This is a genomic window from Paracoccus sp. UBA5162, assembly GCF_002413585.1.
Taxonomy (GTDB): Bacteria; Pseudomonadota; Alphaproteobacteria; order Rhodobacterales; family Rhodobacteraceae; genus Paracoccus.
Genome location: NZ_DHXG01000050.1, coordinates 1 through 20,541, shown reverse-complemented (window position 1 = coordinate 20,541; position 20,541 = coordinate 1). Strand labels below are relative to the sequence as shown.

General features: G+C 68.5%; 20 protein-coding genes. 13 read left to right on the top strand and 7 right to left on the bottom strand.

The window, feature by feature from the left end; genetic code table 11:
• Window positions 1-70 precede the first annotated feature (70 nt).
• Together B4A72_RS07130 and B4A72_RS07125 are read left to right on the top strand one after the other, a co-directional pair.
• Entirely contained in the window at window positions 71-1,093 is a 1,023-nt protein-coding gene (locus B4A72_RS07130; RefSeq protein ID WP_292951630.1) for an aspartate-semialdehyde dehydrogenase, read from the top strand.
• A 2-nt stretch (window positions 1,094-1,095) separates the two neighbouring features.
• Window positions 1,096-1,695, top strand: coding sequence for a DedA family protein (locus B4A72_RS07125; protein ID WP_292951627.1), 600 nt, complete (start codon window positions 1,096-1,098; stop codon window positions 1,693-1,695).
• Here B4A72_RS07125 and B4A72_RS07120 read toward each other — a convergent pair whose 3' ends face one another.
• A complete protein-coding gene (locus tag B4A72_RS07120) occupies window positions 1,696-2,343 on the bottom strand; it encodes a carbonic anhydrase (protein WP_292951624.1) in 648 nt (215 codons plus the stop codon).
• A gap of 145 nt (window positions 2,344-2,488) precedes the next feature.
• On the opposite strand from B4A72_RS07120, the gene B4A72_RS07115 reads away from it, so the two are divergent.
• The 3 genes from B4A72_RS07115 (at window position 2,489) to B4A72_RS07105 (ending at window position 5,116) form a co-directional block, all read left to right on the top strand.
• Complete coding sequence (locus B4A72_RS07115; protein ID WP_292951621.1) at window positions 2,489-2,866, top strand: hypothetical protein; 378 nt, start codon at window positions 2,489-2,491, stop codon at window positions 2,864-2,866.
• Window positions 2,867-2,927: 61 nt separating this feature from the next.
• On the top strand, window positions 2,928-4,301 hold the full coding sequence (locus B4A72_RS07110; protein WP_292951618.1) for a leucyl aminopeptidase family protein: 1,374 nt from the start codon (window positions 2,928-2,930) through the stop codon (window positions 4,299-4,301).
• A complete protein-coding gene (locus B4A72_RS07105; RefSeq protein WP_292951615.1) occupies window positions 4,298-5,116 on the top strand; it encodes a C40 family peptidase in 819 nt (272 codons plus the stop codon). Before B4A72_RS07110 ends, B4A72_RS07105 begins: the two co-directional genes overlap by 4 nt.
• A 14-nt stretch (window positions 5,117-5,130) precedes the next feature.
• Here B4A72_RS07105 and truB read toward each other — a convergent pair whose 3' ends face one another.
• From truB to rbfA, 3 genes are read right to left on the bottom strand one after another with little or no spacing between them, the layout of a single operon-like run.
• On the bottom strand, window positions 5,131-6,024 hold the full coding sequence (truB, locus tag B4A72_RS07100; RefSeq protein ID WP_292951613.1) for a tRNA pseudouridine(55) synthase TruB: 894 nt from the start codon (window positions 6,022-6,024) through the stop codon (window positions 5,131-5,133).
• A 54-nt stretch (window positions 6,025-6,078) separates the two neighbouring features.
• Window positions 6,079-6,837: a phosphodiester glycosidase family protein gene (locus B4A72_RS07095; RefSeq protein ID WP_292978273.1), complete on the bottom strand. Its 759-nt coding sequence runs from the start codon at window positions 6,835-6,837 to the stop codon at window positions 6,079-6,081.
• A complete protein-coding gene (gene rbfA, locus B4A72_RS07090) occupies window positions 6,827-7,249 on the bottom strand; it encodes a 30S ribosome-binding factor RbfA (RefSeq protein ID WP_292951607.1) in 423 nt (140 codons plus the stop codon). Before rbfA ends, B4A72_RS07095 begins: the two co-directional genes overlap by 11 nt.
• Window positions 7,250-7,323: 74 nt before the next feature.
• Here rbfA and dapB point away from each other — a divergent pair, with 74 nt between their 5' ends.
• The 7 genes from dapB to trxA all read left to right on the top strand — a co-directional run bounded on the left by dapB (window position 7,324) and on the right by trxA (window position 17,936).
• On the top strand, window positions 7,324-8,160 hold the full coding sequence (gene dapB, locus B4A72_RS07085) for a 4-hydroxy-tetrahydrodipicolinate reductase (RefSeq protein WP_292978272.1): 837 nt from the start codon (window positions 7,324-7,326) through the stop codon (window positions 8,158-8,160).
• A 240-nt stretch (window positions 8,161-8,400) separates the two neighbouring features.
• Entirely contained in the window at window positions 8,401-9,021 is a 621-nt protein-coding gene (locus B4A72_RS07080; protein WP_292978271.1) for a VPLPA-CTERM sorting domain-containing protein, read from the top strand.
• A gap of 164 nt (window positions 9,022-9,185) precedes the next feature.
• On the top strand, window positions 9,186-10,598 hold the full coding sequence (gene tsaE / locus B4A72_RS07075; RefSeq protein ID WP_292951598.1) for a tRNA (adenosine(37)-N6)-threonylcarbamoyltransferase complex ATPase subunit type 1 TsaE: 1,413 nt from the start codon (window positions 9,186-9,188) through the stop codon (window positions 10,596-10,598).
• Window positions 10,586-11,254, top strand: coding sequence for a nucleotidyltransferase family protein (locus B4A72_RS07070; RefSeq protein WP_292951595.1), 669 nt, complete (start codon window positions 10,586-10,588; stop codon window positions 11,252-11,254). The genes tsaE and B4A72_RS07070 overlap by 13 nt, the downstream gene beginning before the upstream one ends.
• Window positions 11,247-14,195 (top strand): double-strand break repair protein AddB, encoded by a 2,949-nt coding sequence (gene addB / locus B4A72_RS07065; RefSeq protein ID WP_292951592.1) that lies wholly within the window; start codon window positions 11,247-11,249, stop codon window positions 14,193-14,195. Before B4A72_RS07070 ends, addB begins: the two co-directional genes overlap by 8 nt.
• A complete protein-coding gene (addA, locus tag B4A72_RS07060) occupies window positions 14,188-17,559 on the top strand; it encodes a double-strand break repair helicase AddA (RefSeq protein WP_292978270.1) in 3,372 nt (1,123 codons plus the stop codon). Before addB ends, addA begins: the two co-directional genes overlap by 8 nt.
• A 56-nt stretch (window positions 17,560-17,615) precedes the next feature.
• Entirely contained in the window at window positions 17,616-17,936 is a 321-nt protein-coding gene (gene trxA / locus B4A72_RS07055; protein ID WP_292951586.1) for a thioredoxin, read from the top strand.
• Window positions 17,937-17,966: 30 nt separating this feature from the next.
• Here trxA and B4A72_RS07050 read toward each other — a convergent pair whose 3' ends face one another.
• The 3 genes from B4A72_RS07050 to B4A72_RS07040 all read right to left on the bottom strand — a co-directional run bounded on the left by B4A72_RS07050 (window position 17,967) and on the right by B4A72_RS07040 (window position 20,249).
• Window positions 17,967-18,869 carry a hypothetical protein gene (locus B4A72_RS07050; protein WP_292951583.1) on the bottom strand — a complete coding sequence of 301 codons (903 nt, stop codon included), beginning with the start codon at window positions 18,867-18,869 and terminating at the stop codon, window positions 17,967-17,969.
• Between the two features lie 121 nt (window positions 18,870-18,990).
• Complete coding sequence (locus B4A72_RS07045) at window positions 18,991-19,587, bottom strand: Smr/MutS family protein (protein WP_292951651.1); 597 nt, start codon at window positions 19,585-19,587, stop codon at window positions 18,991-18,993.
• 2 nt (window positions 19,588-19,589) lie between these two features.
• Window positions 19,590-20,249 (bottom strand): Tim44/TimA family putative adaptor protein, encoded by a 660-nt coding sequence (locus tag B4A72_RS07040; RefSeq protein ID WP_292951580.1) that lies wholly within the window; start codon window positions 20,247-20,249, stop codon window positions 19,590-19,592.
• Window positions 20,250-20,362: 113 nt separating this feature from the next.
• On the opposite strand from B4A72_RS07040, the gene B4A72_RS07035 reads away from it, so the two are divergent.
• Window positions 20,363-20,541: FxsA family protein (locus B4A72_RS07035; protein ID WP_292978274.1), on the top strand; the 179-nt coding region annotated here is incomplete at its 3' end.

Genomic DNA, 20,541 nt, shown 5'->3' with positions numbered 1-20,541 from the left:
AGGCTCCGCCCCTTCCATCCCGCCCTCGCCTGCGCTACACGCCGCCAACCGCAGAAGACAGGAGTCCCCAATGGGCTACAAAGTCGTTGTTGCCGGCGCCACGGGCAATGTGGGCCGCGAGATGCTGAACATTCTGGACGAGCGCCAGTTTCCGGTCGATGAAATCGCCGTCCTGGCCTCGCGCCGTTCGCAGGGCACCGAGGTCAGCTTTGGCGACAGGACCCTGAAAATCCAGGATATCGACCAGTTCGACTTTGCCGGCTGGGACATCGCGCTGTTCGCCATCGGGTCGGACGCGACGAAGAAATACGCCCCCCTCGCGGCCAAGGCCGGTTGCGTGGTTATCGATAACAGCTCGCTCTATCGCTATGATCCAGACGTCCCGCTGATCGTGCCCGAAGTGAATCCGGAGGCGATCACCGGCTATTCGAAAAAGAACATCATCGCCAATCCCAATTGTTCGACCGCGCAGATGGTGGTGGCGCTGAAGCCGCTGCATGACCGGGCGCGGATCAGGCGGGTGGTCGTCAGCACCTATCAATCCGTCAGCGGCGCGGGCAAGGAAGGCATGGACGAGTTGTGGGACCAGACGAAGGGCATGTATGTGCCCGGTCAGGAGGTCGCGCCCAACAAGTTCCAGAAACAGATCGCCTTCAACGTCATCCCGCAAATCGACGTCTTCATGGATGACGGCTCGACCAAGGAAGAATGGAAGATGGTCGCCGAGACCAAGAAGATCGTCGATCCCGCGATCAAGGTGACGGCCACCTGCGTTCGCGTGCCGGTCTTCGTCGGCCATTCCGAGGCCATCAATATCGAGTTCGAGGATTTTCTGGACGAGGACGAAGCCCGCGACATCCTGCGCGAGGCGCCGGGGATCCTTGTCGTCGACAAGCGCGAACCCGGCGGCTACACGACCCCGGTCGAATGCGTCGGCGACTTTGCCACCTTCATCAGCCGCATTCGTCAGGATTCGACCATCGAGAACGGCCTGAACATCTGGTGCGTCAGCGACAACCTGCGCAAGGGCGCCGCGCTGAACGCGGTGCAGATCGCGGAACTGCTGGGCAACCGGGTGCTGAAGAAGGGCTGATCGTGTTCGACTGGATCGCCAGCTTTCTGGAAGGCGGCGGGCCCTGGGGCATCGCCGCCCTCATGTTTCTGGAAAACGTCTTTCCGCCGATCCCGTCGGAACTGATCATGCCGCTGGCGGGATATAACGCCGCGCGTGGGGTGGCCTCGTTCTGGGTCAGCGTCGCCGCCGGCGCGGCCGGTTCGCTGGCGGGTGCCTATCTGTGGTATATGATTGGCGTCGCCTACGGGCCGGTGCGGCTGCGCCGGCTGATCGCGCGCCACGGCCGCTGGCTGACGATGACCGAGGCGCAGCTTGACCGCGCGCAGGGCTGGTTCGACCGGCATGGCCGCTCGGTCGTCTTTTTCGGCCGCTTCGTCCCCACCGTGCGGACGCTGATCTCGGTCCCCGCCGGGCTGGCGCGGATGTTCCTGCCGCGCTTTCTTCTGTTCTCGGGCCTGGGCAGCCTGATCTGGACCATGGCGCTGGCGGCGGCGGGCTACTGGTTGCAGGACCGCTATGACCGGGTTGACGCCTGGCTGAACCCGGTCTCGACCGCGGTGGTCGTGCTGCTGGCCGCCGCCTATCTGTGGCGCGTCATGCGCTGGCGTCCCGACAGCTGATCAGATTTCGGTCCAGCGTCGGCCCGCGTTCTCGGCCTGCCACAGGGTGCCTTCGCGGATGTCGTGGACCAATCCGTGCAGCGACAGTTCGTCCGCCTGCACCGCCGCTTCGACGAAGGGGAATGTCATCAGGTTGCCGATCGAGACCATCACCGCCTCGCGTTCCAGCGCCCGGATCTGCTGGTCTTCGGGCAGGTCCTTGATCCGTTCGTAGCCGGGGCGCAGGATATCCATCCAGCGACCGACGAAGCTGGACTTTTCCTCCAGCTCCGGGGCCTGCCCGGAACACATGGCATGGCAGCCCGCGACCCCGCCGCAGTTGGTATGCCCGACCACGATCAGATGCGCCACCTTCAGCGCCATGACCGCGTATTCCACCGCCGCCGAGGTGCCGTGCTGCATCCCATCGGGCGCATATGGCGGCACCAGGTTGGCGATGTTGCGATGGATGAAGAATTCGCCCGATTCCGCGCCGAAGATGCCGGTCACGTGGACCCGCGAATCGCAGCACGAGATCACCATCGCCCGCGGTCGCTGCCCGTCATCGGCCAGCCGCCGGAACCAGGCGCTGTTTTCCGCATAGGAGGTCGCCTTCCAGCCATGATAGCGGCCGACCAGGTATTGCGGCAGGGGACGGACATGATGCATTTCGAACCTCGCGCGTTTGCCGCTTGATAGGCAGGGATTGAACAAAATTCGAGCGGTTTCTTCCACCGCGATCAAGTCTTTCTTCATGGCTGGACGTCATGGTGCCCCGACATGTGGGAACACGGGCAATGTGTTGGAGAAGACGATGGCACAGATCAGGACGTTGCCGGTGACAGAGCCGGTTCGCGTCGATGTCAGGCGCGTGGGCGATATCGTGAACGAACTGGGCGAAAGCGCGGCGCAGAATGTGATCGAACTGGCGCTGGAACAGCTTGCCGGCGCACTGACCGCCACCGACGAGGCTCTGGCCCGGGGCGATCTGGCGGGCGCAACCGGACATGCCGACCAATTGTCACGGCTGGCCTGGCAGATCGGGCTACTGTCGCTGGCCGGCGTGGCTATGGATCTGTGCGCCTGCGCCGAAAGGCACGATCCCGGCGCGCTGGCGGCGGTTCGGGCGCGGCTGATGCGGGTCGGCAACCGCTCGCTGACGGCGATCTGGGACCGCGCCGGGATCGGCTGACCGGTTCTTGCGGGCAGCGGATCACGCTGTAATCTGGCCCGCGATCAAGGAAGGATCCGCCATGCAGCCCGATTTCGCCCCCCCGACCGAGGATTCCCTGCCATTCTGGCCGCTCTGGCAGGATTCCGACCTGCCCGCTGACGCCGATGCCGGCCATTGGCCATCGGCCGGCGGCTTTTCTGGAAAGGCGGGCCAGATCTGCCTGCTGCCCGACGCGAATGGCGGGTTGCGCGGCGCCCTGCTGGGGCTGGGGCCGCGATCCAAAGCCGGCCGCGAACGCTTTGCCCTGGCCCGCGCGACCGGGCTGCCGAAAGCCGTCTGGCGGCTGGCGGCGTTGCCCGAGGGACTGGACCCGGACGAGGCCGCGCTGGCGCTGCTGCTGGGCCAGTATCGCTTTGCCCGCTACAAGGGCCCGGCCTATGACGGACCGCGCTTTCAGGTGCCCGAGGGCGTCGACGGCCCGCGCCTGCAAGCCGTCGCGCGCGGCGAGTTCCTGTCCCGCGACCTGATCAACACGCCCGCCAGCGACATGGGCCCCGATGCGCTGGAAAAGGCCGCGCGCGCGCTGGCCAACGAGATCGGCGCCGGTATCGAGGTGACGACCGGGCCGGCGCTTCTGAAACAGAACTTTCCGCTGATCCATGCGGTCGGTCGGGCGGCCGAACAGGCACCCCGGCTGATCGACATCCGGCTGGGCGCCGAGGGACCGGCGCTGACCATCGTCGGCAAGGGCGTCTGTTTCGACACCGGCGGGCTGAACCTGAAGCCCGGCACGGCCATGGCGCTGATGAAAAAGGACATGGGCGGCGCGGCGACCGCGCTTGGCCTGCTGAAGATGCTGGCCGGCACCGGCGCGGCCGGGGGGCGGCGCATCCGGGTGCTGATCCCGGCGGTGGAAAACAGCGTCGCGGGCAATGCCTTCCGGCCCGGCGACGTGCTGACCAGCCGCAAGGGCCTGTCGGTCGAGATCAACAACACCGATGCCGAGGGGCGGCTGGTTCTGGCCGACGCGCTGGCCTTCGGGGCCGAGGAAAGTCCCGATCTGATGATCTCTTACGCCACCCTGACCGGTGCCGCGCGGGTGGCGCTCGGCCCCGACATTCCGCCCTTCTATTGCGACGACGACGCGACCGCGAGGGCCTTGGCGGACGCCTCGATGGCCGTGTGCGACCCGCTGTGGCGAATGCCGTTCTGGCAAGCCTACGAGCCGATGATCGAACCGCAGATCGCCGATCTGGACAACGCCCCCGCGGGCGGCATGGCGGGTTCGATCACTGCCGCGCTGTTCCTGCGCCGATTCGCCGAAGGCGCGGGCCGCTATGTGCATCTGGACATCTATGGCTGGCAGCCGACCGCCGCGCCGGGACGCCCGAAAGGCGGCGTCGGACAGGGCGGACGGGCGCTGCTGGCCGCCCTGCCCGAGGTGCTGGGATGAGCCTTGATCGCCGGCTGACGCCGGCCACTGACCGGATCGCACTGGAGACTCTGCGCGGCATCGTCGACCGGCCGGACTACACTCCCGGCCGGCCTGCGCGGCTGGCCGTGCCACTGGCCGACCTGATGAACGTCCCCGAAGGCCGCCGCGAAAGGCAGCTGAATTTCGGCGCCGACCTGACCGTGATCGACACGCAGGGCGACTGGGTCTTCGCGCAGGCGGCTATGGACGGCTATTGCGGCTGGCTGCGCGCCGCCGCGCTGAGCGACGACATGCCGCCGATCACCCACCGCGTGACCGCGCCGGCGACCCATCTCTATCCGGCCGCCGACATGAAGCGTCACCAGTTGCACGCGCTGTCCATCGGCGCGCGCCTGTCGGTCGTGGAGGTCGAGGGGAATTTCGCGCGCCTCGCCGCCGGCGGATACGTCCCTGTCCAGCACATCGGCGACCGGCCCGCGACCGATCCAATCGCCGTTGCGGAAACCCTGCTGGGCACGCCCTATCTGTGGGGCGGCAACAGCGATTGGGGCATCGATTGTTCCGGCCTTGCCCAGGCTGCGCTGACCGCCTGCGGTACCGCCTGTCCCGGCGACAGCGACCTGCAACGGGCGGCCTTTCCGGCGGTCGACGACATCCGGCGCGGCGATCTGCTGTTCTGGCCGGGCCATGTGGCGCTGGCGGCCTCGGCCGAACTGATGATCCACGCGACGGCATGGAAGATGGCCGTGATCCGGGAACCGATCGCCCTGGCCATCGCCCGCATCGACGCCGCGGGCGAGGGTCCGTTTCTCGGCGCGCACCGGCCGCAATGACCGACCCCGGATGATTACAGGTTGAAGACCCGCTCGGGCTGGACCGTGCCGCCCTGATAGCGGCCGATGCAGACCGGCCCGCGAGCATCCGCGACCCAGACCAGTTCGCCCCATTCCGCACCTCCGGTGACCTCGCCCGGATTGCCGTTGCGGATTCGGATCGCGCCTTCGGGCGTGGCGCGCAGCGCGGGAAGGTCGGTCAGCGCGGCCTCCAGCGGCAGCAATCGCGCCTGAATCCGGTCCTGCGCCTCGCGGTCGATCCCGTCGAAGCTCATGCCGTCCTCGACCTCGAAGGGACCGGACCAAGTGCGGCGCAGGCTGGCGACATGGCCCAGGCAACCCAGATCGCGGCCAAGATCGCGGGCGATCGAGCGGACATAGCCGCCCTTGCCGCAGACCATTTCCAGCCGCGCCGTGTCGCCATCAGCCTCGATCAGGGACAGGCTTTCGACCCACAGGGGCCGCGCGGCCAGATCCGGATCCTCGCCCTCGCGCGCCAGATCATAGGCTCGCGCGCCATCGACCTTGACGGCGGAAAAGGCGGGCGGAACCTGCATGATCTCGCCGACATAGCCGGGCAGGGCCGCCTCGATCGCGGCGCGGTCGGGCCGCGTCTCGCTGCGCCGGACGACCTGACCCGAGGCATCGTCGGTCGCCGTCTCGGCCCCCCAATTGACCACGAAATCATAGCATTTCAGGGCATCCGTCAGAATTGCCACGGTCTTCGTGGCCTCGCCCAGGGCAACGGCGAGAACACCGGTCGCGTCCGGATCCAGCGTTCCGGCATGGCCCGCCTTTCGGGCGTCCAGCGCCCAGCGGACCTTGTTCACGACCGAGGTCGAGGTCACGCCCGCGGGCTTGTCCACGATCAGCCAGCCCGACACGTCGCGACCCTTCTTGCGTGCCATCGGTTCACCCCCGGTTTGCCAAGGCGCGCGGGATAGCCGCAGCGCCGCCGCCGGTCAACCCGAGCCGTTGACCAGCCCGATCATCGGCCCCATGCTGCGGCCGAAATCGGCCCGCCCCAGGCCCGGCGCGTAGAGCCTGCTGATGGAGCCGTCCAGATACAGCGCGTTCCGCGCGCCCAGCCCGTCACGGAACATCTGACCGAACTCGTAGAACGTCACCGGATTTTCCGAGATCGCGAACCAGGCGGTCCGCCCGTCAGCCGAGACACCGACGCCGTTGCGGATATTGCGGCTTTCGGAATCGACCAGAAAGCGCGGATGCAGCTTGCCGTCGATCACCAGCATGGGCCCCGATTGCGTGGCCAGCCGGCATTCGGGCGCCTCATCGGCGAAGCTGCGGCTTTCGATCACCTGAAAGGGCCGCTTTCCGCCGCTGCAAAAGACACCATTCGGCAACATTCCGAAATTGCCGCCGCCCGCCTGGGTGGTGATCGGATGCAGTTCCTGGCCGTCAATCACCAGCAGGCCCACAGGGCGGTAATCGGGATGGAACATGCCCGCATTCATCGCAAAGGACAGGCTTTGGCCCTGGGGCAGGCTCTTGCGGACATTGTTGAAGCTGTTCAGGGGCCGCCCGTCGGCATCGTTCTGCCACAATCGCAGATCGGATTCCCGGGCGGCGTCGATCTGGCAGACGACATAGGTCTGTCCGTCCTGATCCATGCGCGTGCAACCGTCCGAAGCGGCGGGCAGTCCCATCGCGAACACCATTCCGACCGCAACGCCAAGCTGGCGTTGCAGTTCAATCAGCATCGCGATCATCAGGTGCCTCGACATCGCGGCGGACCCGTTCTTCCGCGAACAACCGGCGGGTATCGTCCATGCGATCAAAGGTCTCGTCCAGCTGGAACCGCAGCCGAGGCGCGTATTTCAGCGTCATCGCCCTGGCCACCAGGTGCCGCAATTCCGGCGCGTTGCGGCGCAGGGCCTCCAGCGCGCCATCGGCGTCGCGACCGCCCAGAGGCAGCACATAGGCCGTAGCCACCTTCAGATCGGGCGAGGTCCGCACCTCGCCCACGGTGATCGAATGGCGGTTCAGGTCCGGATCGTGCACATCGCCGCGTAGCAGCACGTCCGACAATGTGCGGCGAATCAGCTCGCCCACGCGAAGCTGGCGTTGCGACGGGCCCTGGCCCTGGCCCTGGGGAAAACGGTTCTGTGCCATCCGCCCCGATGTAGGGGGTCGCGGGCCGCGCCGCAACGGGATATGACGCGGCAAAAGGACAGGGAGGCCATGGGATGAGCGATTTCGAACAGACCGGAACCGGCGACGCGCCCGGCATCGTGGTGACCGGTGCCTCGGGACGGATGGGCCGGATGCTGATCCGGCTGCTGCTGGACAGCGATCAGGCACGGCTGGTCGGCGCGCTGGAGCGTCCGGGCCATGACTGGATCGGGCGCGACATTGGCGAGGCGATGGGCGGGCAGCCGGCCGGGGTGATGGTCAGCGACGATGCCGTCACCGTCATCGCCCGCGCCCAGGCGGTGATCGACTTCACCGCGCCTTCCGCGACCCTCGGCTTCGCCGAACTGGCCGCGCAAGCCCGCGCTGTTCACGTGATCGGAACGACGGGGCTGGAAGAGACGGACCTGGCACAGATCGCCGCCGCCGCGCGCCACGCGCCGATCATCCGGGCCGGCAACATGAGCCTCGGCCTCAACCTGCTGGTCGGCCTGACCCGCAAGGTCGCCGCGGCGCTTGGCGAGGATTGGGATATCGAGGTGGTCGAGACCCATCACCGCATGAAGGTCGATGCGCCCTCGGGCACCGCCCTGATGCTGGGCGAGGCAGCGGCCGAGGGGCGCGGCGCATCGCTGACCGATCTGCGCATACCCGCCCGCGAGGGCATCACCGGCGCGCGCGCCCCGGGCGGCATCGGTTTTGCCGCCATTCGCGGCGGCGACGTGGTGGGCGAGCACGACGTCATCTTCGCCACTCCGGGCGAACGTCTGGTGCTGCGCCATCTGGCCAGCGACCGCGCGATCTTCGCCCGCGGCGCTATTCGTGCGGCGCTGTGGGGCCAGGACAAGGGGCCGGGACAATACGACATGGCCGATGTTCTGGGCCTGACCTGAAGACCACCCTGCCCGCGACTGATTCGGCGTCGCTTCGCGCCAGAATTGACTGCCGTCCCGTTCGCCTCATCCGCCGATTGCGAGACCTTGGTTAACGCCAGCGTCAAACCAGTCTTTTTGGTCAAGTGGCCCCCGCACGGCATTCCATTTTGTTGCATTCATCTCCACCGCGTCGCTTACATGCGATGACGCAGCCGAAGTATCGGATTGCCACAACCCTTTGCTTACTTGGTGAGAGTTATGAAAGTTCTTAAGGTTCTGGCGGTCGCGGCCGCTCTTTCGCCCTTCGCCTTCGCGGCCCGGGCAGCAAGCGTTGACGTGTCGCTGGATTACACGGTCGGCAAGTCGGTTTCGATCAGCCACCCCGAGGCGGTGGCAAGCTCGGTCAAGGCATCGGCCTTTCATCTGACCGGCTCGGAAGGGATCGGAAAGTTCGTCGCGTTCTGCGTGGACATCGCGACCCGGCTCAGCCTGCCCAGTTCCTATCAGGTCGTCGGCAGCAACAGCACGACCGCCAAGCTGCAGAACCTGTTCGATGCGAATTACCGCAATGTAAGCACCAGCAATGCCAACCAGTCGGCCGCCTTTCAGCTGGCGATCTGGAAGACGATCTACAACGGCTTTTCCTGGAGCGGCGCCAGCAGAACGGTCAACAGCCTGACCGCCAGCTACCTGTCCAGCGCGGCTTCTTACAGCGGCGACAAGATTTGGCGCCTGACCTTCCTTGACGGCGACAAGACGCAGGATCTGGTGACCGCCGACATGGCACCCTCGCCCGTTCCGCTGCCGGCCACGGCGCTGCTGCTGCTGGGCGGCCTCGGTGGTCTGGGGGCCTTCGCCCGCAAGCGGCGCGCAGACTGACCGCGCTGCGCCGCGCGACAGCGCATGGCACGAAAATCCCGGACCGGTCGCCAAGGCTGCCGGTCCCTGCCTCTTGGGGCATCGCCCGGACGGAAAAATTCGACCGCCGGCCGGGGCCATCAAAGGTCATTTGCACCCCGCCGCTGACCGGCTAGAAGCGGGGCATGAGCACGACCCGCCTGATTGCCGATGCAGATACGACCACCGCCCTGGCCCGCACCCTTGCCGGCATGGCACGGCCCGGCCTGACGATCCTGCTGGACGGGCCGGTCGGCGCGGGAAAGACCCATTTCGCCCGCGCCTTCATTCAGGCGCGACAGGGCGACATCGCCGAGGACGTGCCCAGCCCGACCTTCACGCTGGTGCAGACCTATGACGACCCGATGGGGACCGAAATCTGGCACGCCGACCTCTATCGCCTGACCGATCCGTCGGAACTGGACGAGCTTGGGCTGGACGAGGCGGCCGAGACCGCGATCCGTCTGATCGAATGGCCCGACCGGCTGGAAATGCTGCCCGATGGCGCGCTGACCGTCGCGATGGCGTCGACACCGGATCCCCACCTGCGCCAGATCACGCTGCACGGCCCCGGCGCTGGCCGCATCGCCGCCATTGCGCGATTCATCGCCGCCACCGGCCGGGCCGGCTCGCGGGTCGTGCCGCTGGCGGGCGATGCCTCGGCCCGGCGCTATTTCCGGCTGCAGGGGCCGCAGGGCCGCGCGGTGCTGATGGACGACCCTTCAGGCGATTGCGCGGGTTTTGTCCAGATGACCCGATGGCTGCGCAGCCATGGCTTCGGCGCGCCCGAATTGCTGGCGGCGGATGACGCCGCGGGTCTGCTGCTGGTCGAGGATCTGGGCGACGATCTGCTGGCGCGGGTGCTGGAGAAGCGACCCGGCATGGCGCCCGAGCTCTATGAGCGGATCACAGATCTTCTTGTCGCGCTTCACCGCCATCCGGTGCCCGATTTCGTCCGCCCGCTGGACGGACCGCTGCTGGCCGAACAGGTCGGCCTGTTCGCGGCGTGGTATCCCCAGGCCGCCGGCGCCCCGGCCACCGATGCCGCAGGCATCGGCCCGGTCATCGCCCGGCTGCACGCCGACCTTGCAGGCGATCTTCCTTCGGTCCTGTCGCTGCGCGATTTCCACGCCGAGAACCTGATCTGGCGTGGCGACACCGCGCCGCTGGGCCTGATCGATTATCAGGACGCGGTGGCCTGCCATCCGGCCTATGATCTGGTCTCGGCGCTGCAGGACGCACGCCGCGACGTGGCGCCCGCCATCGAAGCCGCCTGCATCGCCCGCTACCTGGATGCGACCGGAATGGACGCGGCCCGTTTCCGCGCTGTCTATGCCCTGTTGGGCGCGCAGCGGAACTTGCGGATCATGGGCATCTTCACCCGGCTCTGCCTGCGCGACGGAAAGCCGCGCTATCTGGACTTCATGTCGCGCGTCTGGGGGCATCTGCGCCGCGACCTGACGCATCCCGCGCTGGCACCGCTGGCCCGGATCGTCGCGGCGCTGCCCCAGCCGGACCCGACCGTCCTCGAAAGGATTCGCGCGCAATGTCCCCGCTGATGATCTTCGCCGCGGGCCTGGGAACCCGGATGCGGCCGCTGACGGCCGATCGGCCCAAACCGCTGGTCGAGGTCGCGGGCCGGTCCCTGCTGGAGCGCGCGCTGGATCTGGGTCGCGATGCGGGATGCACGCCCATCGCGGTCAACACGCATTACCTGGCTGACCAGATTGCCCATCGTCTCGCGGGGAAGGGCGTCGCGATCAGTCATGAACCCGGCCCCATCCTTGATACCGGCGGCGGGCTGCGGCAGGCCCTGCCGCTGCTGGGAAGGGGGCCAGTGCTGACGCTGAATCCCGACGTGGTGTGGACCGGTCCGAACCCGCTGACCGCGCTGGAGATCGGATGGAACGACCGGATGGACGCGTTGCTGATGCTGGTGCCGCTGGACCGGGCCACGGCGCGAACGGGCGGCGGCGATTTCGCGCTGGCGGATAGGGGCCGGATCACCCGCCGCGGCGATTTCGTCTATGCCGGCGCGCAGATGCTGCGCCCCGAAGGGCTGGCCGGGATCCCGGATCGGGTGTTTTCGCTGAACCTGCTCTGGGATCGGCTGATCGCCCGCGGTCGCGCCTTCGGTCTGGTCCATCCGGGCGGCTGGTGCGATGTCGGCACTCCGCAGGCGATCCCGCTGGCCGAGGCATTGCTGCATGACTGAGACAGGCGGTCTTTTCGCGCTGCCTCCGGGCGTCGATTTCGCGCGCGAATTCGTCCGCGGATTTCTGCAACGCATGGCGGGCCGGCCGCCCGAATCCATCGCCCGCGTCACCATCTACGCCAATGCCGCGCGGACCATGGCGCAGATCGGCGCCGCCTTCGATGAACACGGCGCGATGCTGCTGCCGCGGCTGCGTACGATCACCAATCTGGACCGCCCCCCACAGCCCGGCGATCCGGCCCCCGCCGCACCCCTTGCGCGGCGGTTGCAACTGGCCCGGCTGATTGCCCGGCTGATCGCGGCGCGCCCCGATCTGGGCGCGGGCCATTCCGTCCCCGCCCTGGCGAAATCGCTGGCTGACCTGATGACCGAAATGCAGACCGAGGGGCGCGACGCGCTGGCGCTGGAGGGGATCGATACCGGCGATCATGCCCGCCATTGGCAGAACGCGCTGACCTTCCTGCGCATCGCCGCCGGTTTCCATCTGGACGGCCCGGCGGTGGACCGCGCCGACCGCCAGCGCCGGACGGCCGAGGCGCTGGCCGCGGACTGGGCGCGGGGCGAAAACCTGCCGGACGCCCCGGTGATCGTCGCGGGCTCGACCGGATCGCATGGCGCGACGCGGCTGTTCATGCGGGCGGTGGCGGCGCTGCCGGGCGGCGCGGTGGTTTTGCCCGGATTCGATTTCGACCAGCCGCAACCGGTCTGGGACAGCCTCGATGCCCGGTCCGAGGATCATCCGCAGGCCCGTTTTGCGCCATTGATCGCGGCTGCCGGCCATCCCGCGCGCTGGACCGACGCCGTGCCGCCGGCGCCCGATCGCAACCGCCTGTTGTCGCTGGCCCTGCGCCCCGCGCCCGTCACCGATCAATGGATCGCCGAGGGCCCCGCCCTGCCCGACCTGATCGCGCCGACACGCGGCCTGACCCTGATCGAGGCCGATCAGCCCGCGCAAGAGGCCGAAGCGATTGCACTGGTCATGCGCGAGGCGGTCGAAACCGGCCGCGCCGTGACCCTGATCGCGGCGGATGGCAACCTGATCCGGCGCGTGAACTCGGCCCTGGACCGCTGGCATCTGCGCGCCGATGAAAGCGCGGGCCAGCCGATGCCGCTGACTCCGCAGGGCCTGTTTCTGCGCCAGATCGCCGGAATCTTCGGCGAGGCGCTGACCATCGACCGGCTGCTGAGCCTGCTGAAACATCCGCTGGCGGTGACCGGATCGACGCTGATCGGCGCAAACGAGGCGCGGCTTGCGGCTCGCGAGCTGGAACTGCATCTGCGCCGCAACGGCCCGGCCTTTCCCGATGGCGACAGCCTGCGGTCCTGGGCCGATCGGGGCGACGAGACGCGCAGGATCTGGGCGCGATGGCTGGCCGTTCTGCTGGACCGGATGGCTGGGTTTGCGACCGATTCGGCACCCCGGCCGCTTGCCGCGCGCCTTGCGGAACTGCGAGCCCTGGCCGAAGATTTCGCCGCCGGACCGGGGGGCGATCCCGAAACCTCGCGCCTGTGGGCGGGCAGCGGCGGCGCGCTGGCCCGCGCGGTCCTGGACAACCTGGCCGAACATGCCGGACACGGCCCCGACATGGGCCCCGCCGATTTCGCCGCCCTGCTGTTCGAGGAATTGCAGTCCCACCAGCTTCGCAACGAAGGTGAGACCTGCCATCTGCTGCAAATCCGCGGCACCCGCGAGGCGCGGATCCTGAATACCGGCACGGTGATCCTGTCGGGACTGAACGAAGGCGGCTGGCCGCAGGCACTGGACCCCGATCCGTGGCTGTCGCGCGACATGCGGGCGGCGGCGGGCCTGACCCTGCCGGAACGCCTGATCGGGCTGGCCGCGCATGATTTCCAGCAGGCGATCGGGGCGGAAACCGTCATCCTGACCCGCGCCCGCCGCGATGCCGAGGCCGAGACGATCCCCTCGCGCTGGCTGAACCGGCTGACGAACCTGATGGCGGGGCTGCCCGAACGCCGCGGCCCCGAGGCGCTGGCCGCGATGCGCGATCGCGGGCGGGTCTGGCTGGACCTGGCCCGCGCCGTCACCCAGCCCGAAACGGCGGTCCCGGCGGCGCCGCGACCCTCGCCCCTTCCGCCCGCGCCGGCCTTTGCCGACCTGCCCGTCACCGATGTCGGCCTGCTGATCCGCGACCCCTATGCGGTCTATGCCAAGCGGGTCCTGGGCCTGCGCCCGCTGCCGCCGCTGCGGCCCGAACCCGATGCCGCCCTGCGCGGACAGATCCTGCACAGCATCGTCGAGGCGTTGCTGAAAGCTACCCCCCATTCCGACCCTGACCCTGTCGCACTGCGCGCCGACTTCCTGCGGATCACTGCGCAGGTGCTGGAAGACGCGGTGCCCTGGCCGGCCGCACGGGCCTTCTGGCAGGCCCGGATGGAACGCATCGCCGACCGGATCGTGGCGGACGAGGTATCGCGCCGTCGCGACGGCAGCCCCGTCGTGATCGAGCATCGCGGCAAGGTCGGCCTGCCCGCGCTTGGCTTCAGCCTGACGGCCAAGCCCGACCGGATCGACCTGCTGCACGACGGGCGGGTGATGATCTACGACTACAAATCCGGAACTCCGCCCAGCGAAAAGCAGATGGCGCGGTTCGACAAGCAACTGATCCTGGAGGCCGCAATGGCCCGGCGCGGCGGCTTCGACGCGCTTGGGCCGGCCGAGGTGGCCGGTCTGCGCTATATCCAGCTGGGCGGCGAAGGGCTGACCCATGACCGCGCCTATAGCGCCGAATCCGAAGCCGAGGCATGGCATGGCTTTCAGCGCCTGATCGCGGCCTACCTGACCGGCGGGACCGGGTTTACCGCGATGAATGCCCCGGAACGGACCAGCTATGCCGGCGATTACGACCACCTTGCACGGTTCGGGGAATGGTCGCTGTCGGATTCCGCGCAGCCCCGAAAGGTGGGCGATCACGATGGATGACGCGACGCGGAACCAGATCGAGGCCGCCGATCCTGCCTGTTCGACCTGGCTGACGGCCAATGCCGGATCGGGCAAGACGCGGGTGCTGACCGACCGCGTGGCACGGCTGCTGCTGGGGGGGACGCGGCCCGAACGCATCCTGTGCCTGACCTACACCAAGGCCGCCGCGACCGAGATGCAGAACCGGCTGCTGGCGCGGCTGGGCCGATGGGCGATGCTGCCCGAAACCGACCTGCGCCGCGAACTGGCCGATCTGGGCGAAACCGGCACGCCGGACCTGGCCCAGGCGCGCAGGCTGTTTGCCAGCGCGATCGAGGCGCCGGGCGGGCTGAAGGTGCAGACCATCCACAGCTTCTGCGCCGCCCTGCTGCGCCGGTTCCCGCTGGAGGCTGGGGTGGCGATGGGCTTTTCCGAACTGGACGACCGCAGCGCCCGCGCCCTGCGCGCCCGCATCGTCGAGGAAATGGCCGAGGCCGGCGATCCCGCGATCCGCGACCTGACGGCGCTGCATGGCGGCGACGATCTGGACCGCTTTCTGGCCGGGCTGTCCCAGGCCGATTTCAGCGCCCCGCCCGATGCCGAAGCGATCTGGGCGGCGATGGACGTGCCTGCCGGACTGGATGACGACCGCCTGCTGGCGCAGGTCTTCGAGGGCGCCGAGGCCGATCTGTTCGACGCGCTGACGCCGATCCTGCGCACGGGCAAGCCCACCGATCAGAAACTGGCCGAAACACTGGGCGACGGGCGCTGGCGCGATCCGGGTCTGGCGGAATTGCGGCGGCTCTGCGGCTGCCTGCTGTTTGGCGGAACCGCGGCCGATCCCTTTGGCGCCAAGATCGGCAAGCTGCCGACCAAGGAACTGCGCCTGGGTCCCTGCGCGCCCTTCATGGACGATCTTGAGGCGCTGATGCGGCGGGTGCAGGACGCCCGGCCGCAAATGACCGCCCTGCAGGCCGCGCAGAAGACGCTGGCCCTGCACCGCTTTGCCCATGCCTTCACCACCCGCCTGGCGGGCCGCAAGACGGCGCATGGCTGGCTGGATTTCGACGACCTCATCCGGCGCGCCGCGCTGCTGCTGGAACAATCCAGCATGGCGCAATGGGTGCTGTGGCGGCTGGATGGCGGGATCGACCATATCCTTGTGGATGAAGCGCAGGATACCAGTCCCGAACAATGGCGCGTGATCCGGCGGCTGACCGACGAATTCACCAGCGGCGCAGGCGCGCATGACCGGCCCCGGACCCTGTTCGTCGTAGGCGATCCGAAACAGTCGATCTATTCGTTCCAGGGCGCGGATATCGCGGTCTTCGAGGAAATGCGCGACCGGTTCGACCGTGATTTCCGTGCCGTCCGGCAGCCGATGCAACAGCGCGGGCTGCGCCATTCCTTCCGCTCGTCGCCCGCCATCCTGTCGGTGGTGGACGCGGTCTTTCAGGGCGAGGCAGCGCAGGGGCTGGGCGTGCCGCCCGAACATATCGCCTTCCGCGCCGATCTGCCGGGACGGGTGGACATCTGGCCGCCGCTGCCCGAACCGGAAACGCCCGAGGAAGGCGACTGGACCCGGCCCGTGGATGCGCCTGCGGAAAATGCCGCCGACAGGGTGCTGGCCCGCGCCATCGCAGGCCGGATCCGCGCGATGCTGGGTGGCCCGATCATGGATGTCAGGAACGGCCAGCCGCGCCCGGTCGGGCCGGGCGACATCCAGATCCTGGTGCAGCGCCGGGCGGGACTGTTCGACGACCTGATCCGCGAATTGAAGGCGGCGAACCTGCCCGTCGCCGGGGCCGACCGGCTGAAGCTGGCGGCCGAGCTGGCGGTGCGCGACATCACTGCCACGCTGGCGGTTCTGGCCACGCCCGAGGACAGCCTGTCGCTGGCCGCGGCCCTGCGCTCGCCCCTGTTCGGGCTGTCCGAGGACGATCTCTACCGACTGGCGGCGGGGCGCGGCCGGGCGCATCTGTGGCAGAGGCTGCGCGCCTCCGACCACCGGACCGCGCGCGAGGTGCTGGCCGACCTGATGGCGCAGGCGGACCGGCTGCGGCCCTATGACCTGATCTCGCGCCTGCTGATCCGTCATGGCGGGCGGATGGCATTGCTGGCCCGGCTGGGCCCCGAGGCCGAGGACGGGATCGACGAATTGCTGTCGCAGGCCATGGCCTATGAACAGGCCGAGACGCCCTCGCTGACCGGGTTCCTGGTCTGGCTGGCCAGCGACGAGGTGCAGGTCAAACGGCAATTGCCGGGCGGCAGCGGCGGCCTGATCCGGGTGATGACGGTGCATGGCGCCAAGGGTCTGGAAAGCCCGATCGTGATTTTGCCGGAAACGCGCAAGCGACGCGCCGATGGGCGCGGGCGCATCGTGCGGCTGGACGGGATGCCTGCGTGGAAGGGCGCCGCGCCGGACCGGCCCGATGCACTGACCATCGCGGTCGCCGAACAGGAACGCCGGCAGGACGAGGAACGGCGGCGGCTGCTTTACGTCGCCATGACGCGGGCGGAAAGCTGGCTGATCGTGGCGGCAGCTGGCGAGACCGGTGCAGGGCTGGACAGCTGGCACGGCATGATCACGGACGGCGCGGCCCGCGCAGCCCTGCCCCGGTCCCCGATCGAGATCGAGGGTGTCGGGCAGGGAACGCGCCTGACCTTCGGCGCCTGGCCCGAATGGGCCGATGCCGCCGAGGCGCAGTCCGCCGCCGCGACCCCTCGGCCCGCCTGGCTGGCCTGCGTCCCCGAACCGGTCGCCCGGCCCCCGCGCCCGGTCGCGGCGACAGGTCTGGGCGGCGCCAAGGTGCTGGCCGCGGCGACCGACGATTCCGATCCGGCGGCGGCAATGCTGCGCGGCACAAGGTTGCATCTGCTGCTGGAACATCTGCCCGGAACCGCTGCCGGTGACTGGCCCGGCCTCGCCCGCGCGGTTCTGGCGGGGGCCGAGGGCGGGCTGCCGGACGAGGCCCGGCTGGCCGACCTGCTGGCCGAGGCGCGCGCCGTGATCGAGGCCCCGGATCTGGCGGACATCATCGACCCCGGCCCGGACGCGCAGGTGCTGCGCGAGGTCGCGCTGAGCGCGCCCCTGCCCGGCATCGGCATCCTGCACGGCACCATCGACCGGCTGATCGTCACCGCAAACCGCATCCTGGCGGTCGACTACAAGTCGAACGCCACCGTGCCCGCGACGCCCGAGGCCGCCCCCGACGGCATCTTGCGCCAGATGGCCGCCTATCGCGCGGCCCTGCGGCAGATCTGGCCCGGCCGGCGGATCGAGGTGGCGATCCTGTGGACGGCCACGCGCAGCCTGATGGAAATCCCGGATCCGCTGCTGGACCGCGCGCTGGCCGCCCTTGACCCGGCCGATCCGCGTTCATAGCTTTCAGGACAGTGCCGCCGATCCCCGGCCCCCGCCATTTCCCAAGGAGCAAGATCATGGCTACCGTGCCCGTCAATGACAGCGAATTCGACGCCGAAGTGCGTCAGGCCGACACCCCCGTCATCGTGGATTTCTGGGCGGAATGGTGCGGACCCTGCAAGCAGATCGGCCCCGCTCTGGAAGAACTGTCCGAGGAATATGCCGGCAAGCTGAAGGTCGTGAAGGTCAATGTGGACGAAAACCCCGAACAGGCCGCGGCCCTTGGCGTGCGCGGGATTCCCGCGCTGTTCATGTTCAAGGATGGCGAGGTCGTGTCCAACCGCATGGGTGCGGCGCCGAAAGCCGCGCTGAAAAGCTGGATCGACGAATCGGTCTGATCCGGGCCGGACAGAAAGGCGGGGCGGCGGTCATACGGGCCAGCCGCCCTTTTTCATGGCGACAAGCAGCCGGGCATCGGCATCGCTCGCCATCATGTCGAGGCTGCTCTGCCGCAGGAACCAGTCCAGATAGCCCGCATAATCGGGCCGGTGTTCAGGCGCGCGCGACAGGGCCTCGCTGGATCCCAGTTCGGCCACGTTCAGCGCGATGTGATGAAAATCCGACTGGCCGAACAGAACCGCGGGCTTGCCCAGGATATAGCCGTCCATCGCCACGGCGCTGTTCTGCGTCGCGACGAAGGCGCAATCGCGCAAAAGGCGGGCTGTATCGCCGCCGATGGTCAGGTTCGCATGACGCGCGGCAATGGCCTCGAGCGCGGCCCGATCCGCCCCATCATAGGTTTCTTTCGGGTGGAAGGTGGCGATAGCCGGGCGTCCGGTCCGGGCAACGCTCTCGACCATCCGTAGCGGGCTCATGGTCTGGAAGGACCGCTGTTCGTGGATGCGGCCCTGCAGCGCAATCAGGACATGATCGCCTCTCGCCGGCGCGGGCCCCGGCAGGACGCGGTCGCGAAGCCGGCGGGCAAAATCCCGGGCGATGTCGGGATCGAGCCGGGCTTCGGGAAAGGTCGCCCGCGCCACCGGCCAGCGCCAGCGTTCGGCCTGACGTTCCAGCCGCCAGAACGGATAGTGATAGGCAAGACGGAAGGTCAGGGCTTCCGGATGGGTCGGCCGCTCCATGTGATACAGCGCGAAGCCGGGCCGGTTCGGCGCCTCGGCGCGCGGTCCCTCACCGGACCGGCGGATCCGGACCTGCCAGCCGCGGGATTCCAGCAGCGCCCGCATCCGGTTCAGAAAGCCAAGCTTTCCGGCCCGCGCCATGCGCAGGATCGGCGGATGCAGATAGACGGACAGAAGGCGCTCGTCGGTCATGGCGGCAGGCCAGGGGGTCAGTCCCGACATTTGGCGGGTCGTAGCGACGGTGAATCGTTCGGGTTCCGATGTCCAGATCGATTCCCGCTGAATCCGCTTCGCTGGCAGGCCGGGGCTGAAACTAGCGCAGGACTTTCCGCAGATAGACGTAACAGGCGCCTTCGCCGCCATGGCGGAAATGGGCGGCGCGGATCTGCTGGACCACTGGCGCCAGGGGCGGGCTGTGCAGCCAGTGCGGCACCTGATGGCGCAGCGCGCCCGGTCGGGTCGGCAGGGGTCCGTGATCGCCCCTGCCCTTGCCCGTGATGACAAGAACCAGGCGGCAGCCATTGGCGTGGCACGACAGAATGAAACGTATCAGCGCCGGATGTGCGTCTGCCAGCGTCATGCCGTGAAGATCCAGCCGCGCCTCGGGCCGCAGCTTGCCCTGGGACATGCGACGGTGAAGACCGGCATCCATGCGGATCGGCGCATCGGCCAGTTGCCGGGCGGGGCTTGGCGCCGGCTGGTGCTGCGTGCCGCGCGGCGTGGCGGATTGCCCGATGCGAAAGTCCGGCAACGGGGTGACCGGGGGCTTTGGCGGCGGCAGCGCGCCTTTGCCGGCGGTGGAGGCCGGAGGTTTCGGTTCGGGGCGGTCGCAATGCAGCGGCGTCGCGGTCCGGGCGATGCGCGACCACAACTCTCGCTCTTCCGGCGTCAGGCCCCGGCGCCGCCGCATCATCAGCCGGTCGCGACCAACTGCCAGTTCGGGTCGTTCTGACCCATGCGCCGCGAGAAGGTCCAGATGTCGCGCTGCTTGCGGGGCGCCTTGGGATCTCCCTCGATCACCTTGCCCTCGGCGTCGCGGGTGGCCGCCACCAGTTCGGCCACGAAGCGGACCGAGATTTCGGCCGCGCCGGTCGCGCTGTCGAAATCCGCCCCGTGCAGGGCCGTCTCGCGGGTGCCCAGATACTGCGCCTCGACCGTCTGGCCCTTCGCGGCGCGCTGGTCGATGACGGATTGGAACGCCTCGGCCACCGGCGCGTCCAGAAAGGCGCGCACCTCGGACAGATCGCCCCTCTCGAAGGCCATCAGGATCATCTCGTGGGCCGATTTCGCGCCGTTGAGGAAATCCCGAACGTTGAAGGACGGCTCGGCCGATTTCATCGCCGCAAGCGCATCGGCCTGCGGGCTGCCCGCGTCGGCATGATCGAGGATGTCGTGATCCTCGGCCTCTTCCGCCGTGCCCTCGATCACCTCGAAGCGCCGCCGTGACGGCTCGGGCGTGTCGACCTTGGTCGGCTCGAACCCGTCGCGAGTGCCAAGCACGTTGCGCAACCTGAGAATCAGGAAAATGGCGATCGCGGCCAGGACGATCAGCTGAAGCATCGGGTTGGACATGCGGGTAGGGGCCCCTGTTCTTGGCGATCTGTTGGTATCTGCGCTGTGGGTCATTATGTAGGATGCGAGTCGGCGCAAGTCCAGTTTTTGCGCCTGAATGAAGGGGAATTCGCATGTGGCTTTTCGTTCTGTTCGTGGCCATTCCGCTGATCGAGATCGCACTGTTCATTCAGGTCGGCGGGCTGATCGGATTGTGGCCGACGCTGGGGATCGTGCTGCTGACCGCGGTCGTGGGCACCGCGCTGATGCGAAGCCAGGGCGCGCGGGCCTGGGCCGAGGTGCAGCGTTCCTT

What these genes read in the sequence shown, in the direction of transcription:
- trxA (WP_292951586.1), top strand. Translation starts at nt 17,616, where the DNA reads ATGGCTACCGTGCCCGTCAATGACAGCGAATTCGACGCCGAAGTGCGT.
- B4A72_RS07095 (WP_292978273.1), bottom strand. Translation starts at nt 6,837, where the DNA reads ATGCTGATTGAACTGCAACGCCAGCTTGGCGTTGCGGTCGGAATGGTG.
- truB (WP_292951613.1), bottom strand. Translation starts at nt 6,024, where the DNA reads ATGGCACGCAAGAAGGGTCGCGACGTGTCGGGCTGGCTGATCGTGGAC.
- B4A72_RS07050 (WP_292951583.1), bottom strand. Translation starts at nt 18,869, where the DNA reads ATGACCGACGAGCGCCTTCTGTCCGTCTATCTGCATCCGCCGATCCTG.
- rbfA (WP_292951607.1), bottom strand. Translation starts at nt 7,249, where the DNA reads ATGGCACAGAACCGTTTTCCCCAGGGCCAGGGCCAGGGCCCGTCGCAA.
- B4A72_RS07045 (WP_292951651.1), bottom strand. Translation starts at nt 19,587, where the DNA reads ATGCGGCGGCGCCGGGGCCTGACGCCGGAAGAGCGAGAGTTGTGGTCG.
- addA (WP_292978270.1), top strand. Translation starts at nt 14,188, where the DNA reads ATGGATGACGCGACGCGGAACCAGATCGAGGCCGCCGATCCTGCCTGT.
- B4A72_RS07040 (WP_292951580.1), bottom strand. Translation starts at nt 20,249, where the DNA reads ATGTCCAACCCGATGCTTCAGCTGATCGTCCTGGCCGCGATCGCCATT.
- dapB (WP_292978272.1), top strand. Translation starts at nt 7,324, where the DNA reads ATGAGCGATTTCGAACAGACCGGAACCGGCGACGCGCCCGGCATCGTG.
- B4A72_RS07110 (WP_292951618.1), top strand. Translation starts at nt 2,928, where the DNA reads ATGCAGCCCGATTTCGCCCCCCCGACCGAGGATTCCCTGCCATTCTGG.
- B4A72_RS07080 (WP_292978271.1), top strand. Translation starts at nt 8,401, where the DNA reads ATGAAAGTTCTTAAGGTTCTGGCGGTCGCGGCCGCTCTTTCGCCCTTC.
- B4A72_RS07115 (WP_292951621.1), top strand. Translation starts at nt 2,489, where the DNA reads ATGGCACAGATCAGGACGTTGCCGGTGACAGAGCCGGTTCGCGTCGAT.
- B4A72_RS07130 (WP_292951630.1), top strand. Translation starts at nt 71, where the DNA reads ATGGGCTACAAAGTCGTTGTTGCCGGCGCCACGGGCAATGTGGGCCGC.
- B4A72_RS07105 (WP_292951615.1), top strand. Translation starts at nt 4,298, where the DNA reads ATGAGCCTTGATCGCCGGCTGACGCCGGCCACTGACCGGATCGCACTG.
- B4A72_RS07120 (WP_292951624.1), bottom strand. Translation starts at nt 2,343, where the DNA reads ATGCATCATGTCCGTCCCCTGCCGCAATACCTGGTCGGCCGCTATCAT.
- addB (WP_292951592.1), top strand. Translation starts at nt 11,247, where the DNA reads ATGACTGAGACAGGCGGTCTTTTCGCGCTGCCTCCGGGCGTCGATTTC.
- B4A72_RS07070 (WP_292951595.1), top strand. Translation starts at nt 10,586, where the DNA reads ATGTCCCCGCTGATGATCTTCGCCGCGGGCCTGGGAACCCGGATGCGG.
- tsaE (WP_292951598.1), top strand. Translation starts at nt 9,186, where the DNA reads ATGAGCACGACCCGCCTGATTGCCGATGCAGATACGACCACCGCCCTG.